At 54.1% G+C, this 15,437-nt stretch carries 10 protein-coding genes; 4 read left to right on the top strand and 6 right to left on the bottom strand.

Annotation, left to right across the window (positions count from 1 at the left end; all coding sequences use genetic code 11):
• Nucleotides 1-77: 77 nt before the first annotated feature.
• Nucleotides 78-1,688 (bottom strand): ABC transporter substrate-binding protein, encoded by a 1,611-nt coding sequence (locus DCC81_RS22870; RefSeq protein ID WP_108688984.1) that lies wholly within the window; start codon nt 1,686-1,688, stop codon nt 78-80.
• Between the two features lie 91 nt (nt 1,689-1,779).
• On the opposite strand from DCC81_RS22870, the gene DCC81_RS22865 reads away from it, so the two are divergent.
• Nucleotides 1,780-3,402, top strand: a complete 1,623-nt coding sequence (locus DCC81_RS22865; RefSeq protein ID WP_108688983.1) for a M1 family metallopeptidase — start codon at nt 1,780-1,782, stop codon at nt 3,400-3,402.
• Between the two features lie 221 nt (nt 3,403-3,623).
• On the opposite strand, the gene DCC81_RS22860 is transcribed toward DCC81_RS22865, so the two are convergent.
• Nucleotides 3,624-4,397 (bottom strand): menaquinone biosynthetic enzyme MqnA/MqnD family protein, encoded by a 774-nt coding sequence (locus DCC81_RS22860; RefSeq protein ID WP_108688982.1) that lies wholly within the window; start codon nt 4,395-4,397, stop codon nt 3,624-3,626.
• 238 nt (nt 4,398-4,635) lie between these two features.
• Between DCC81_RS22860 and purB the strand changes: the two genes are divergently transcribed.
• Nucleotides 4,636-5,973: an adenylosuccinate lyase gene (gene purB / locus DCC81_RS22855; RefSeq protein ID WP_108688981.1), complete on the top strand. Its 1,338-nt coding sequence runs from the start codon at nt 4,636-4,638 to the stop codon at nt 5,971-5,973.
• A gap of 73 nt (nt 5,974-6,046) precedes the next feature.
• Here purB and DCC81_RS22850 read toward each other — a convergent pair whose 3' ends face one another.
• Together DCC81_RS22850 and DCC81_RS22845 are read right to left on the bottom strand one after the other, a co-directional pair.
• Nucleotides 6,047-8,368, bottom strand: coding sequence for a histidine kinase dimerization/phosphoacceptor domain -containing protein (locus tag DCC81_RS22850; RefSeq protein WP_108688980.1), 2,322 nt, complete (start codon nt 8,366-8,368; stop codon nt 6,047-6,049).
• 88 nt (nt 8,369-8,456) lie between these two features.
• A complete protein-coding gene (locus DCC81_RS22845; protein ID WP_108688979.1) occupies nt 8,457-10,388 on the bottom strand; it encodes a sigma 54-interacting response regulator in 1,932 nt (643 codons plus the stop codon).
• Nucleotides 10,389-10,707: 319 nt separating this feature from the next.
• Here DCC81_RS22845 and DCC81_RS22840 point away from each other — a divergent pair, with 319 nt between their 5' ends.
• Nucleotides 10,708-12,858 (top strand): sigma-54 interaction domain-containing protein, encoded by a 2,151-nt coding sequence (locus DCC81_RS22840; RefSeq protein ID WP_205686412.1) that lies wholly within the window; start codon nt 10,708-10,710, stop codon nt 12,856-12,858.
• A gap of 258 nt (nt 12,859-13,116) precedes the next feature.
• Here the strand turns inward: DCC81_RS22840 and DCC81_RS22835 are convergent, their stop codons facing one another.
• Both DCC81_RS22835 and DCC81_RS22830 read right to left on the bottom strand, forming a co-directional pair.
• A complete protein-coding gene (locus tag DCC81_RS22835; protein WP_108688978.1) occupies nt 13,117-13,470 on the bottom strand; it encodes a hypothetical protein in 354 nt (117 codons plus the stop codon).
• A gap of 318 nt (nt 13,471-13,788) precedes the next feature.
• A complete protein-coding gene (locus DCC81_RS22830) occupies nt 13,789-14,145 on the bottom strand; it encodes a YraN family protein (protein ID WP_108688977.1) in 357 nt (118 codons plus the stop codon).
• Between the two features lie 61 nt (nt 14,146-14,206).
• Between DCC81_RS22830 and manA the strand changes: the two genes are divergently transcribed.
• Nucleotides 14,207-15,427 carry a mannose-6-phosphate isomerase, class I gene (gene manA, locus DCC81_RS22825; RefSeq protein WP_108688976.1) on the top strand — a complete coding sequence of 407 codons (1,221 nt, stop codon included), beginning with the start codon at nt 14,207-14,209 and terminating at the stop codon, nt 15,425-15,427.
• The last annotated feature ends 10 nt before the right edge of the window (nt 15,428-15,437 follow it).

The raw sequence follows: 15,437 nt of genomic DNA, 5'->3' as shown, positions 1-15,437 counted from the left end.
GCCGGCTGTGGAAACGGTAAAGATTTGTTAATGTTACCGAGATTTTGCCATAGGCGCGGCTTTGAGGCAGATGGCGTTTATAACTTCTTTACCCTCCGCAGATCCAGCAGGTTCAAGGCATTACTCGTAAAGCCTTGAATACCTGGCTGCACTAAATGCACCACTTCATCATAATACAGCGGCACCACCGGCGCATCCTGCATCACTACGGAATCCATCTGCTGGTACAGCAAGTACCGCGCGCTGTCGTCATTCTCCTGCAAAGCCTTTTCATACAGTTTATCAAACACCGGGTTATTGTAGCGGGTATAGTTGGGCGGCGCCGTGTTCTTCCCATAAAATACCGCCAGGAAACTTTCCGCATCCGGGTAGTCTGCTATCCAGCTGGCGCGGAAAAAGGGCGATGTGGAACGGGCGGTTTGTTCCAGTAACAGGTTCTTTTCCATTACCTCCACCTTTACTTTAATGCCCAGGTCTGCCAGCTGGCCGGCAGCGTAGTTGGCAAAATCTTCGTAAATGGGAACACTCATCAGCGTAATGGGCGGCAGGCCTTTTCCACCAGGGTAGCCGGCCGCGGCCAGGAGCTGGGCTGCCTTTGCAGGATCGTAGTGGTAACCTTTAAGGTCCGGGCGGAATGAAGGCAATCCCGGCGGCACAAAACCAGCGGTAGCGGGCTTGCCAATGCCATTGCGCAGGTACATGATCAGCTTTTCCCGGTCAATGCCGTAGTTGATGGCCTGCCTTATCTTTTGCAGCCGCAGCGGGGAATTTTTGACCAGGGCCATGCTGCTGTCCACCAGAATCCCGAAGTACTCCACGTTGAGCTGGGGTACCTTGTCCAGCACCATTTTACCCTTCCACTCCGGCTGCAGCGCGCCCAGGCGGGTCAGTACCTCGTCTTTGAAAGAGGCGTCTATTTCGTTGATGAAGTCCAGCTGCTTTTCGCGGAAAAGCAGGAACTCCGTGGCTTTGCTGTCCAGGAAGGTCACTTTCACGGCGTCCAGGTATGGCAGGTGCCGGCCCGTGCTGTCGGTTTCAAAGTAGTGGGGATTTTTATGCAGCACCAGGGCCTGGCCTTCGTCCCACAGGAAAAACTGGAACGGGCCGGTGCCACAGGGATGTTTGCGAAAGTCTTTCCCGTAACGCTCCACCGCCTCATGCGGGATGATGGAACAATATTGCATGGTAAGGATGTCCAGGATGGGATGGAACGGCTGCAACAGGGTAAGCTGGAATGTAGTGTCGTTAACGGCCTTAAAACCGGTCTGCAGGTCTACCTTGCCATTGAAGATCCACGCCCCCGGCGATGCGGTGGCCGGGTCCATGATACGGCGCAGGCTGTACACTACATCTGCCGCGGTAAGCTTGCGGCCTTTGCCGCCGGTAAAGAGCTCGCTGTCATGGAAGTACACATCATTGCGTAGGAAAAAAGTGTAGGTCTTCCGGTCCGCGCTCACCTCCCAGCGCCTGGCCAGGGAAGGCTGCAGCACCATGTGGTCATCCGGCTCCAGCAGGGTATTGTACAGGTGTTTTACCGCCCACATCACCGCCTGGCTGCGGGCAAAGGCCGGGTCCAGGGTGGCTACACCCTCCGTACGATTATAATTAAATACCTGCTTGCCGCCAGATTGGTTTGAATCACAAGCAGTTATCAGGAAACAAAATAGCAGCAGGCCCGCATTTTTCATACTGCCAAAATACACAATCTCCGCACATCACATTCCCCACTGTGATCTGTGTTTAAAATTTTACTTTAGCCCCACCTAATCAACTGATGGAATGAAAGGATATATCTTATTGCTGGCCAGCATCCTGGCCTTTAGCGGCCTGCGGGCACAGCATCACTATACACATGCCGATACGCTGCGCGGCACCTACGGCCCGGAGCGCAGCTGGTGGGACGTAACGGAGTACGACCTGCACGTAACGGTGCAGCTGAAAGACAGCAGCATTCACGGGTATAACACCCTGCATTATAAAGTGGTGGGCGCTCAAAACCGCATGCAGATAGACCTGCAACAGCCTATGCAGGTAGACAGCATGGTGCAGGACCACCAGCGGGTAGACTATACCCGCGATGGCAATGCCTTCTTTGCCACCCTCCCATCCGCCCAGCACGAAGGCGCGCTGAAAGCCATCACCATCTACTTCCATGGCACGCCCCGCAAGGCCAAGCGTGCACCGTGGGATGGCGGCTTTGTATGGGCCCGCGACTCCCTGAACCGGCCCTGGATAGCCACGGCCTGCCAGGGCCTGGGCGCCAGCGTGTGGTGGCCCACCAAAGACCACCAAAGCGATGAATGCGACAGCGCCCAGATCGTGGTGACCGTGCCCTCCGACCTTACGGATGTAAGCAACGGCCGCCTGCGCAGCAAAAAGGACAATGGCGATGGTACTACCACCTTTCACTGGGCCGTGGTAAACCCGATCAATAACTACGACATTTCCCTGAACATAGCCCACTACGCCAATTTCAAGGATACCTACGCCGGCCTCAATGGTAAGCTGGACCTGGATTTCTGGCCGATGGACTACAACCTGGCCAGGGCAAAGACCGAATTTGCCGGGGCCAAGCCCATGCTTTCCTGTTTTGAGCACTGGTTTGGGCCTTACCCGTTCTACAAGGACAGCTACAAGCTGGTGGAAACGCCGCACCTGGGCATGGAGCACCAGAGCGCCGTGGCGTATGGCAACAAATACCAGATGGGCTACCTGGGCCGCGACCTGTCCGGCACCGGCTGGGGCCTCAAGTTCGACTTCATCCTGGTGCACGAAAGCGGCCACGAATGGTTTGGGAACAACATTACCTCCAAGGACCTGGGTGACATGTGGATCCACGAATCCTTCACCAATTATTCCGAAACGCTGTACCTGGATTGCCACTTCGGCAACGAGGCGGGCAATACTTATGTGCAGGGCATCCGCAAGAACATCCGCAACGATGAGCCCATCATTGCCCCCTACAATGTAAATGCAGAAGGCTCCGGCGATATGTATTACAAGGGCGCCAACATGATCCACACCATCCGCCAGATCGTGGACAACGACGAGAGCTTCCGGGGCATCCTTACAGGGCTGAATAAAACTTTCTACCACAAGACCGTGACCACCGCCGAAGTAGAACACTATATCAGCCAGCATGGCGGCCACGATTTTTCCAAAGTGTTTGACCAGTACCTGCGCACCACCAAGATCCCCGTGCTGGAATACCAGATCGTGGGCAAGGAACTGAGCTACCGCTGGAATAACGTGGTACCCGGTTTTGCCATGCCGGTGAAGGTGACCCTGAAACCAAACGCCTACACCTTCATCTATCCCACCGAAAGCTGGAAGAAAGTACCCATAGCCGGGGATTTTAAAGTAGATCCCAATTTTTATGTGAATAGCAAAGAGATTAAATAGTTAGCATGAGCCAACTACAGTAAAATACCAATTGGTATATTTCGACTTCTTCCGCAAAGCAGAAAAGACATAATAGGTTGATTAATAAACATTAATCGAATTTAACCGGAGAGAAATTTTCAATATAAGGCCCGGTCTGGTGCCGGGTCTGAAACGGGAACGCCGCTCACTTACTGTTAAATAGTAAACGGGCGGCGTTTTATTTTGAGTATTTTGGAAGTCTATTGCGGTATATTCCTGGCAATGAATGATTTATCTTCTTCCAGGTACTCCAGGAAACGTTGCAGGCCCTGGCGCTTGCCGGGTGTGAGGGGAAAGCTGATATTTTTGGTGTAATAGGTGACGAGGTCGTATGGCTCAAAGGGATTTTCCGCCACTACTTCCGGCAGGTGTTTAATGCCAATGCCCACCGCGTCGTTGAAGGCAGCGATAAACGCTGCCGGCAATTCCTTGTTGGCAATCCAGGCCGCAAATACAAAAGGCTTGCTGGTAAGGCGCATCCAGGCCTCCGCCAGGTCAAAGATGTAGCGGGACCGGTGGCGCTGTATCAAAGCGCGGTCGCCGATCACTACCCCCGCATCGGTGCCCTGGATGAGGTGCTCGTAATCACCGGAAGTTTCTACCAGCTCCACATTCAGTTTCCAGAACTCACGCAGCAGTACTTTGAACAGCGCCACGGAGCTGCGGCTTTGGTAATCCAGGTAAATACGTTTGATCTGGGTGAGCGGTACATCACTGAACAGGCATACAGAGGCCACAGGGCCTTCTGCACCGATGCAGTAATCCGTAATGATATGGTGTTCTTTCAAACGGGGAATGGTGGCCACCGGCACCAGTGACACATCCACTTCGTCATCCACCAGCTGCTGCGCAATGCGCGCCGGGTAATCCACGGAAAGTTCCATCATGTCCATTACCGGGTGATTCCTGAGACCATATAACAAGGGCTTCGTATTCAAATAACTAACTGCAGCAACTTTTACTTTCCGTTCCAAGTTCTTTTCAATTTGAGGTGCCGAAGGTAAGAAATTTGATCCTCCCGGTGCACCTATTTAACATTTAAATGTTGCAACACTTATCGAAACCGGGACCAGTGGCAAGGTTTCCCCCACGCTCCACATTCCCGGTCTGCACCAAGCCCGCACACCACGATATTGTTCCTGCTTTTTACATCCCAATGCGCTAATTTTGCGGACCGGACGCCATCGTCCACATTACCTTTAGCAAACCATAATGGAACTACAAGCACTCACTGCCATCTCCCCGCTGGACGGCCGTTACCGCAAGCAGCTGGAAGAACTCGCGCCTTACTTCTCTGAATATGCGCTGATCCGTTACCGTGTACTCGTGGAAGTGGAATATTTCATCGCGCTTTCCGCACAGGGCATTTTCCCCCTGGATGCCACCCTGCACGCCCCCCTGCGCAGGATCTACGAAAATTTCTCCCTGGAAAACGCGCAGACCATCAAGGACACGGAGAAGATCACGAACCACGACGTAAAAGCCGTGGAGTACTTCCTGAAAGACCAGCTCAAATCCCTGGGCCTGGCCGACCGCCTGGAATGGGTGCACTTCGGCCTTACCTCCCAGGATATCAACAATACCGCTATTCCCCTGCTCTGGAAAGACGCCCTGCAACGCGCCTACCTGCCCAAACTGGCTGCCACCCTGCAATCCCTGCAGCAAATGGCAGACAGCTGGATGAACGTGCCCATGCTGGCCCGTACCCACGGACAGCCCGCTTCGCCTACTATCCTGGGTAAAGAGTTTGCCGTGTTTGTGGAACGCCTTCACGGGCAGATAAAGCTACTGATGGAAGTGCCGTATGCAGCCAAGTTTGGCGGCGCTACGGGCAACTTCAATGCCCACCATGTGGCCTTCACCGGGAAGGACTGGGTGGCCTTTGGCAATCATTTCGTGAATGAAGTGCTGGGCCTTAAACGCATGCAGTTCACCACCCAGATAGAGCATTACGACAACCTGGGTGCCCAGTTTGACGGCCTCAAACGCATCAACACCATTTTGCTGGATCTCTGCAAGGATATCTGGCAGTATATTTCCATGGACTACTTTAAGCAGAAGATCAAGAAGGACGAAGTGGGTTCTTCCGCCATGCCCCATAAAGTAAACCCCATCGATTTTGAAAACGCAGAAGGTAACCTGGGCATCGCAAACGCCCTGTACGAGCACCTGAGCAGCAAACTGCCCATCTCCCGCCTGCAGCGCGACCTGACCGACAGCACAGTGCTCCGCAATATAGGGGTGCCCCTGGGCCACTCCCTGCTTTCGCTTAAGTCTATTGAAAAAGGCCTGGGTAAACTGATCCTTAACAATGCCAAGATCGAAGCAGACCTGGAGGCCAACTGGGCCGTGGTGGCGGAAGCCATCCAGACAGTGCTGCGCCGCGAAAACTATCCCCAGCCGTACGAGGCCCTGAAGGCCCTGACACGCGGGGGTGAGATCAATGCCAATACCATCCAGCAATTCATCCAGGGCCTGGAGGTATCTGAAGATGTGAAAGCGGAATTGCTCGCTATCAGTCCAGCTAATTATACAGGGATCTTTGGGTAATGCCTGTTGAATGTATAGCAAAACGGCTGGCTCCTTTTTAAGATGCCAGCCGTTTTTTTATGGTTAGTGATCACTACCCCACCGGCACGGCCGTACGCCCCGGCACCGCCACGTCTGCCTGCCCCACCCGGAAAGTAACGATGATCACCGCCCCGCCGTCATTCTTCCTTTCCAGCTGCCCGTTGAGCTGGCGGGCCAGGGCCTTCATCATTTCCATACCCAGCGACAAAGCCGCAGGATCGGCCGCTTCATCAAAGCCCTTTCCATTATCTGCGATCACCACCTTTAGCAGCTCCGCTGATGTAAGATGACCAGTGATGCTGATGGTGCCACCGGTTTCGTCAAATGCGTACTTAATGGCATTGGTTACGGCTTCATTTAAAATGAGGCCCAAAGGCACGGCCTGTGCGGGGTCCAGCGGCACCGGGTCCAGGTCCTGGATGAAGCGGATGCGGCGCAGGCGGGGGCCATACACCCCGCCCAGGTGGCCCACCAGGTCGCGCACATATTCCTCCAGGGACACTGCGTTTACGCCAGGCTTGCGGTACAGTTTCTGGTGAATGATGGCAATGGCCTGTATGCGGTTTTGGATATCCCGGATGGCTTTGATGGCAGCGGGATGGTCCAGGTAGGCGGATTGGTTGTACAACAGGCTGATGACCAGTTGCAGGTTATTCTTTACCCGGTGGTGCACTTCCCGCAGCAGCCATTCCTTTTCGCTGATCAGTGCATCTTTTTCTTCCAGCAGTTTTTCCTTATCGTCCAGGAGTGTGGACAGGCGCAGGTTCTGTGCATTGATCTCCTCCTGCTGCTCGTTCAGCCGCTTGTTAGCCCGCTGCTTGCTCTTATAAGCGTAGTACATCGCCACCGCCAGGATCACCAGCAGCAGCACCCCTCCCAGGGTTACGTTCAGGGCCAGGCTCCGGCGGTCCAGCCGTTCCTGCTGTATGGCGGCCTGGTTGTTCAGCAACTGGATGGTCTTGTCCTTGGCTAGCGTGCGGTAGCGGGTTTCCAGCTCGTTGATCTGGGCGGAGGTGTTTACTTTATTAATGGAATCATTGATCTGGTTGAGCATGCGGAACTGGTCCATCGCGGAGAGGTAATCACCACGGGCAGAGTCCAGGTAGTAGGCGTATTCCAGCATGTTTTGTTTTGCGGAGACCACCTGGTCTTTCTTGGGCAGGGCGTCCAGCAGCTGGTAGGCGGCATTCATCCGGTCCCACTGGGCCGTTTGGATATAATAACGCATCAGCGGGTCCCCGGCATTCACGTATTGATTCACCGAATAATAGTCGCGGAGCTTGTAAATGGAATCGTAGAGGACCTGGTCCAGCGGCTTCAGTTCCTGTATAATGGCCTGTACGCGGGCTTTGTTGCCCATACCGGCGTTGAGCGCTATTTCAGACATCAGCATAGACCGTTCTTCCACCCGCGACGGATAAGGAAACACGTGGGCCTTACTGCGCAGGAACGCCAGCCCTTCACGGTAGCGGTGCAATGCAGCATAACATTTTGCCGCATAGTTCAGCGCTACAAAATAATGCGCCGGTGCATTGGCAGTCTGGTTCAATGCTATGGAGCGCGTATAGGCTTCCAGGGCCTTTTCGTATTCCTTATCCACCAGGTAAGAATTGCCCAGCCCTCCATAAAAAATGCCACCGTCGTACGCGCTGCCATCGGGGTCTTCTTCAAAGGCGGTGGCCGTTTCCAGGCGGGCCTGCTTCAGTTGTTGTACCAGGTTTTTCCGGCTGTACACCTGTGCCAGTAGATAGTACCCGTAATAGATGCGCGGGAATTTCAGTGTTTTGTATTGTGCTATGACAGACAGCAGTTCCGTTTCTGCGGAGTCCAGGTTGCCGATGTTGAGGTCTGCATCTGCCACCTTGCCCAGCAGGTCTGCGGTTTGCTGCCTGTCGGGCGTTTGCTTATAAAGGTTGTAGGCCGTCTCATAAGCTTTTCGGCGCAGGGCCGCGTGTGCAAAATCGTTCCATGCAAAGCAGTCGCCGTACAGGCGCCAGGTAAAGGCGGCTTCCTCCTTGTTACCGGCCTTTGTATAGAGGTCTGCCACCTGTGTAAAGAGTTGGTCCGCGGCGCTGTAATTGCTGTCCAGCGCATTCCACATGGCGCGGTAACGCAGGCTTTTGTAAATGTAGAATTCCAGTTGCAGGCGCCGGCTTAGTTGTTCTGCATGGCGGATGTAATATGCGGCGCTGTCCATGTTCAACGGGGCACCCTCCATGTTCAGGTAATAAGCCGCCAGTTGTAGCGAGGCGCTGATATGGTTTGTATCTGCGCCGGTACGGTTGTATCGTTGCAACAGGCTGCCGGGGCCCTGCGCAGATGCCAGCACGGGACCACCGAAGAACAGGATGTATAAGATCAGTCGTTTGCGCATTGCATAAAAAGCAGGTTATAAAGATCGGCAATCCCCCGCAATCCGGTGCCGGGGCCATGCCACGGGGATGGCTTTATTTCCCGGCGCACTAATCCTGTTGGTGATAACGGATGCCCAGTCTTTTCATTTTGGAATGCAGCGTGGTAGGCGGCAATCCCAGGATGGCCGCGGCGCCATTCACCCCGCGGATGCGCCCATTGCATTTTTGCAGCACCGCGATGATATGGTCCCGCTCATTTTCATCAATGGTCTTGATCTTTTCCGGGGCCGGTACCTCCACGGGCTCCCCCTTAGTCGAAAGGCCCGCCAGTTCTACATCTGAGATCAATGGCCCTTTGGCCAGCAGCACGGAGCGTTCTATAAAATGTTCCAGTTCCCGCACATTGCCCGGCCAGTGGTAAGCCAGCATTTTTTCCAGTGCGGGCGTGGCCACGCCTATCACCGCTTTTTTATACTTCCGGGCAAAGCGCTGCACAAAAAGCTCCGTGAGCGGCAGGATGTCGTCTATCCTTTCGCGCAGGGGCGGAATGATGATGGGAAATACATACAGGCGGTAATACAGGTCCAGCCGGAAGCGGCCTTCTTCCATTTCCTTTTCCAGGTTACGGTTGGTAGCGGCTATCACCCGCACGTCTATTTTCACGGGCTGACGGCCGCCTATCCTTTCAATCTCCTGTTCCTGTAGTACGCGCAGCAGCTTCACCTGCATATCCAGCGACAGCTCCCCGATCTCATCAAGAAAGAGGGTTCCGCCACTGGCCATTTCAAACTTGCCAATGCGCCGCTCTGCCGCGCCGGTAAAGGCGCCCTTTTCATACCCGAACAATTCAGACTCCACGAGGCTGGCTGGCAGGGATGCGCAGTTCACCACCACCAGCGTTTTTTGTTTACGGTCTGAAATAGCATGGATGCTGCGGGCCACCCTTTCCTTACCGGTACCACTTTCGCCCAGGATCAGCACGGACGTGTCCAGCGGGCCTACAATATTCACCTGGTCTATCACGGAAAGCATCATGGGGCTGTGTCCTACAATACCTTCAAAACTGGCCGGGGCAGGCGGCACGCCACGGTGGTGAGGCTGCTCCGTGGGCGCCTCCGGGGTAAAGATGCCTTCTGTAACCAGGCCGCCTGTTACATTGCCCAGGATGGTCTGCACGCGGCTGAGCAAGGTGATATGATGGGGCAGGTAGGTATTGTTCTTACGGCTGTAAAACTCCAGGCGCAGCAAAGGGGAATGCGCATCCTGCAATGGAAAGAACAAGGCCCCTGCCAGGTTGTAAATATTTGCCAGCAGCTTGCCCTGGCCATGCTGCTCCAGCAGGTCTTCAAAATCAGCGCCGGTGAATAGTGCGGGTTTAGGATAGTTATTATCCACCAGGTCGTCCAGTTCTTTCAGGTCTACGCCGGTAATGTTGCGAAAACCCTCTGCACCGATGTACTGGTATTCATCAAACCCTATACGCAGGAAGCCGGCGGCGTGGCCGTCGGCCGCGGCGGGATCGCGCATGATCACGTTCAGGTAATCAAACGGTACATACTGTTGCAGGGCGCTGGCCACCTTCAGGAGCTGGCGCCGGTCCAGCGACCAGTTGCCGGGGATCTGTTTCAGTTTTGCACCCAGTTCCTGCTCCTGCTTATAACGCGATTCTATGAGGTGCTGGTGACGGAAGAAAGCCACGTCCAGCGTGGTAAGCAGGTCAAATTCGCGGAAGGGCTTTACGATAAATCCAAAAGGCAGGGTTTGTTTTGCCTGCTCCAGCAGGCTGCCTTCAAAGTTGGCCGACAGGTATACAAAAGATACGCCCTGCCGGGTGAGTTGTTTAGCCAGGTCTATCCCGTTAGATCCGCCTTTGAGCAGGATATCGATCAGCACCAGGTCCGGTTGCTGCTCCTTTACCAACTGCATGGCATCGGTTACAGTGTCTGCTATGCCGCATACCTTGTACCCGGCTTCTGTAAGAATGAGTTTAAGATGTGCTGATACCAGTGATTCGTCTTCAACGATCAAAATTTTCTTCATCGCGGTTGTTATTATTTACAGCTTGCGGCCCCGTTGGGAATTACCCCCTGCAATGATAGAACTAAAATAAGAATTTATTATAGTTCCGCACAAAGTTTGATAACTGTAAAACGCCCCACCACCGCCATTTTGGGCCGATTTATCCACCCCGGAAACCACATAACCGACGATATAAGATCGGCTCATTTTAAAACAGGCGATATATCGTCGGAAAAATGACTTTGGGGGCGCTTTTCAGCTGTTTTTCGCATGGCACAACTTTGGCGCTTACCGGTGCAAGCGTTGCAAAAAATATTTTTCACAACTATCGCCGCATTTTATGATAGACTCCTTAAAATTAAATCCAACGGTAGCACACGCAGGCACCTGGCTCACTGGATCCTGGCAACAGGCAGCTCCCTTTTCTGCGCTCACCCGCGCACTGGCAGGAGTACAATCTATACAACAATTACATGCGCTGCTACGAGAGCTGGCAGCACCCTTGCTGACCGTGGAAGAATATGCCATCTTCTGCCTGCAGGATAACCGGGAGTTGAAAAACATCTTTACGGAAACGGGTGTGCCCACTGTACGACATTCACTCTTTAAAAGCAGCGTGCCCGTTTATAACCTGCCGGGGCAGCCCCGCTCCGTCCTCCCTGTGAATCCCGCCGCCCTGGATTTTGAACAGTTGCTCACCACGCCGCAGGCCGCTCCCTTCCTGGAAAAAGCCGCCAGGGCAGCACGTTACACACACCGTGTATTTGAATTGCGTACAGACGAAGACTTCATCGGCATTTGCATCTTCTCTTTCAAAAACCAGGCACTCACCAGCAACCAGTTGTACTGCCTGGACCTGCTGACAGACCAGGTCACTTCTGCCATTACCCGCATTATGGCCCGCCAGGAGCTTTCCCGGCAGCAGCAGGAAATGAACCACCTGCAACGGATCAAATCCACCATGCTTTCCTTTGCCATGGAGCTGCGGAGCACCCGCGATGTGGTGCAACTCTCTGCCATTATCCGGCGACAGCTGCATGTTTTATTTGGGACGGAATCCTACCTTATTACTTCTTTATCGGACAACCAGGCCACGCAGCGCCTGTTCTTTTATGATCATGAAGCGCCCCTGGCGCAGCAGGCAGAATTTGCAGGCATTGCCGGCAAACCCTTCCCGGTACTGGGTTACGCCTTCCGCCAGGTATTGCAGCAAAGTACGCCGGTGCCCATTACAACAGACCAGTTATGCAATGCCCTATGCCGCGATCTGCTGGACCCCGCACCCGACGATACGCTGATGGGCGCCGTACTGCGCCAGGGCGAGGTGCCGGTGGGCATTATCCTCTTTACCTGCAACGACCCGGAAACATTACTGGCGGACCAGGAGGTGTTTGACAATGTGCTTTCCCAGCTAGCCATGGTAATGACCACCATCCAGGCGCACCAGCAACTGGAAGCCCGTTTGCAGGAAGCAAGCCGCTCCCACCTGGTGCCGGTGGAAGAAAAGATCTACCTGCCCGAAACAGTGGGCGCCCTGCCGGATGATGTAGCCATTGTGGGAGAAAGCCCGGCACTGAAGCAGATCTTCCAGCTGGTATCGCGCGTGGCGCCTACAAACAGCACAGTGCTGCTCTACGGCGAAACCGGTACCGGCAAGGAACTGATCGCAAAGGCGATCCATCACAACTCACCCCGGCGCAATAAGATCATGGTGAAAGTGAACTGCGCGGCCATCCCGGCAAACCTGATCGAGAGTGAGTTGTTTGGCCACGAACGCGGCGCGTTTACCGGCGCCACGGACCGCCGGATCGGCAAGTTTGAGCTGGCCAATGGAGGCACCCTTTTCCTGGATGAAATGGGAGAAATGCCGCTGGACCTGCAGGTAAAACTGCTGCGCGTGCTCCAGGAAAAAGAGATAGAACGGGTGGGCGGTAAAGGCACCATCCGTGTAGATGTGCGCATCATAGCGGCCACTAACCGTGACCTGGAAGCAGAGATGCAGGCAGGCCGCTTCCGGCCGGACCTCTATTACCGGCTCAATATCTTCCCCATTACCCTGCCGCCTTTACGCGAACGGAAGGAGGATATTGCTGCACTGGCCAAGCATTTCATAAACAAGTACAATGAGCGCTGTGGTAAATCCGTACGCAGTGTTACCAACAAGGTACTGCAGGAACTGGCGCAATATTCCTGGCCGGGCAATGTACGGGAAATGGAGCACCTCATTGAAAGAAGCGTGCTGCTGGCCACCGGTGATGCGCTGCGCCACGTGCCCCTGCCCAACCTGCGCGAACAGGCTTCCTCCACTGCTGCACCACATCCTTTCAAAACCCTGGATGAGAATGAACGGGAGCATATTTTCAATACGCTCAGGCACTGCCACGGCCGCATAGCGGGGAAGAACGGCGCCGCAGAGATCCTGGGCGTACCACCCACCACGCTCAATTCTAAAATGAAGCGGCTGGGTATTAAGCGGGGGCATACTACGTAGGGAGGTCTAAGGTTTTAAGTCTTAGGTCCTAAGCCTTAAAGCCCGGATGGATAATACGCCCACTTGGGGTATCTAAGATTCAGGACCTGGGGCTTAAGATAAATTTCCACTAAAAAAGCCGCCCTTTACAGGACGGCTTTGATGCTTAGGAACAATCTTTTACTAGTGTTATGGAAGCGTTGAACTGCGTATCAAATTCTTACGGTCACCGGGGTAAAATAAAGTGAGGGGCTTATCGCTACAAACAGGCTGAAAGCCTTATTCCACGCTGATCTCCAGTTCTTCAGAGGCTTGCGTGGCGCCGCTGAGGTGGAGGAAATATTTACCGGCATCGAGGCCTTGCAAGTGAATGGTGCGGGTTTGTTCTTTACCGGTGAACAGGACCGGCAAGATGCGTACGGGCAGGTGGTGCGCGTCAAAGATGGTTAGCTGTCCGGGCGTGTTGGCTTCATTTGCGCCGGGCGCCATTGATATAATGTAAGTTCCTTTACTCACCGCCAGCGTGTGCACAGCACAATCTCTCACCGCTTGCTGGGCGGCCTTCTCCACGGGTGCTCCGTTAGTAAGGAATCCGGAAATTTGCAGGATCAAAGCAATACTCCAAGGGTGCATTTCGGTTTTGTTTAATGGTGTAAACAACAAAAGCTGTATCACAATCCAGGCACACGGAGTTTCTCGGAGGATCTGGTTAACAGCAGCGCTATTGTAATGAAGCGCTGTTCTTGCATTTGACAGTACAAATATAGAAGGCAAAAATGAATTATACTTATTTGGCAAGCGTGTATTTTGTTAAGCACCGGTTAACGCTGGCCTGATCATGGGCAAATATTTAACTATGAATTAGTTATAATATTACTTTAAATACTAATTCGTTTAAGAATAGGACCTCCGGGCAGTTTTATCGCATGGACCATCCGGCGCTCCTGTCGTCTAAAACGCATCATCAAAATGCAGCAGTTCATAATCGGTTTCATTCTGGAATGTGATGGCGACAATATCAAAGCGGATGTCGAAGAAGGGCGCTGCATATTGCTCCATAAAGCGCTCCGCCACGGAAGTGATGTGGCGCCGCTTTACCGCATCCACGGCGGTTTCGGGGTAGATGGGCGTATTTGCCTGGCGGGTCTTTACTTCGGCAAATACAAGGTATTCCCCATCACGTGCAATGAGATCTATCTCGCGGGCACCCACCTTCCAATTGCGGTGCAGAATGCGGTACCCTTTCCCTTCCAGGAATGCCGCCGCGATCTCCTCTCCTTTTTTACCGAAGTCTAAGTGAAAAGCCATTTGTTTTTGTCTATTTTTGAGGGCCTTTAATTACACAGTTAAATCGTTTAAGCACATAGCAATGACAGCACGGAAACTCTTTAAGCTGGAAGGAAAAGTCCAGCATTACGCCTGGGGCGGATTTCAATATCTGCGCGACCTCCTGGGCCTGCCGGACGACCGGCAGCCGGATGCCGAATACTGGATGGGAGCCCACCCCAGTGCGCCTTCTATCATTGACAGCAAAGATGGAGGACAGGCACTCAATGAATATGTGGCCACCAACCCCGCCCAGATCCTGGGCCAGGCCACGGTGGACCGTTTTGGTGAGCTGCCTTACCTGTTCAAGATCCTGGAAGTAAAGGACATGCTTTCCATCCAGGTGCATCCCACCAAGGCGGAGGCAGAGAAAGGATTTGCACGCGAGAACGCAGCAGGCATTCCCCTGAACGCACCGCACCGCAACTACAAAGACAACAACCACAAACCCGAGATCATGGTGGCCCTCACGGAATTCTGGCTGTTGCATGGCTTCCTGCCCGAAGACAAGCTGCAAGCCGTGCTCCGCGAAGTGCCGGAGTTCAACGTGTTCATCAGCGTGTTTCAAACCGGTGGCTACAAGGCCCTGTACCAGCAGGTCATGGAAATGCCCCAGGACGAGGTGAACCGTTTCCTGCGCCCCCTCGGTGAGCGCATACTGCCTGCCTACAAAGCCGGCCAGCTGGATAAGGACACGCCCGCATTCTGGGCCGCCCGCGCCATCGACAACGATCCCAAAGGACTGGACCACCTGGACCGCGGCATCTTCTCCATCTACTTCTTCAACGTGGTGCACGTACATCCGGGTGATGGCGTGTTCCAGGACGCCGGCATTCCCCATGCTTACCTGGAAGGCGTGAACGTGGAACTGATGGCCAATTCCGACAACGTACTGCGTGGTGGCCTCACGCCCAAACACGTAGACGTACCCGAACTGCTGAAGCATACCCGCTTTGAAGCTGTGCATCCGAATGTGCTGAAAGGCACGCCCGGCAAGGACAACGCAGAGCTGATCTACCCCACGCCCGCGCCCGATTTTGAAGTGAGCCGCATCGTACTGGACGACGTGCACGTGTACTACGAGCACCAGTCCCAATCCGCGGAGATCCTCATCTGCCTGGAAGGCGACGCCAACATCTCCGGTGCAGACAACACCGTGGGCCTGCTCAAAGGGCAGTGCGCCTTCATCGCCTGCGGCGAAAGCTACCGCATAGGCAGCTCCAATACGGCGCTGCTGTATAAGGCCGCGGTGCCGGTGAAATAAAATTGTACAA

The organism is Chitinophaga parva (assembly GCF_003071345.1).
GTDB lineage: Bacteria > Bacteroidota > Bacteroidia > Chitinophagales > Chitinophagaceae > Chitinophaga > Chitinophaga parva.
The sequence above is the reverse complement of the archived record's forward strand: the minus strand, read 5'-3'. Positions and strand labels throughout refer to the sequence as shown.